Annotated in this window: 1 protein-coding gene and 1 pseudogene; both read left to right on the forward strand. The window is 72.1% G+C overall.

Annotation, left to right across the window (positions count from 1 at the left end; translation table 11 throughout):
• Nucleotides 1-343: pseudogene (locus G3N99_RS40705) on the forward strand (hypothetical protein); the annotation flags it as partial.
• A 102-nt stretch (nt 344-445) separates the two neighbouring features.
• Nucleotides 446-1,035: VTT domain-containing protein (locus G3N99_RS40710; RefSeq protein WP_206125252.1), on the forward strand; the 590-nt coding region annotated here is incomplete at its 3' end.

Raw genomic sequence — 1,035 nt, forward strand, 5'->3', positions numbered from 1 at the left:
AGCCGACGACGCGCGCACGGTGGGCGTCGCGCAGCCGGAGCGGATCCGCGTGGTGATCGTCGACCGCATGCCGTTTCCCGAGGTGCCTTCGCTGGCCGCGATCGCCCGCGACACAGGGCTCCTGGCGCCGGGGACGATCGGGCTCACGCTCGGCCATGCGGTGTACGTGCTGCGCGGGCAGGACACGCGCCGCCTGTTGACCCACGAATTCCGCCACGTGCATCAGTACGAGGCCGCCGGCTCGATCGGTGCGTTTCTCGCGCGCTATCTGCAGGAGATCGCGACGGTCGGCTACCACGACGCGCCGCTCGAGGCCGACGCGCGGCAGCACGAGTTCGATTGACCCGTCACGCCGGCGCGACCGCGCGCACCTCCCGATGAACGTTCCCCCTGCCATCGCCGGCCCGGTGTTCGCACGCCGGGGCGCCCCGCCTTGGAGCGTGCGATGAGCGACACGATCCACGCGTGGATCGGCGCGATCGGCGCACATCCGCTGCTCGTGCTCGCGATCGTGTTCGTGACGGCCTGCGCCGAGGCGATCGCGCTGATCGGCACGGTCGTGCCCGCCGGCGCCGTGATGTTCGCAGCCGGTGCGCTGATCGGCGCGGGCGCGCTCGACGGCTGGACGACCATCGGCGTCGCGGCGGTCGGCGCCGTGATCGGCGACGGGATCAGCTACGAACTCGGGCGGCACTATCGCGGCGTGATCCGCAATGCGTGGGCGCGCTTCGGCTATGCGGCCGCCTATGCGCGCGGCGAGGAGTTCGTGCTGCGCCATGGCATGAAGAGCATCGTGCTCGCACGCTTTCTTGCGCCGGTGCGCGCGGTCGTGCCGGTCGTCGTCGGCTGCGCGACGCTGCCGCGCCGGTCGTTCTATCCGGTCAACGTCATCTCGGCGCTCATCTGGGCGCCCGTGCACGTCGCACCGGGCATCCTGTTCGGCGCGTCGGCCGCGCTGGCCGCGGCGATCAGCGTGCGGGTCGCCGTGATCCTGCTGGTCGTCGCGGCGCTGGTCGCGCTCGTGTGGTTCGGCGT

It is taken from the genome of Burkholderia sp. Ac-20392 (assembly GCF_017104585.1).
Taxonomy (GTDB): domain Bacteria; phylum Pseudomonadota; class Gammaproteobacteria; order Burkholderiales; family Burkholderiaceae; genus Burkholderia; species Burkholderia lata.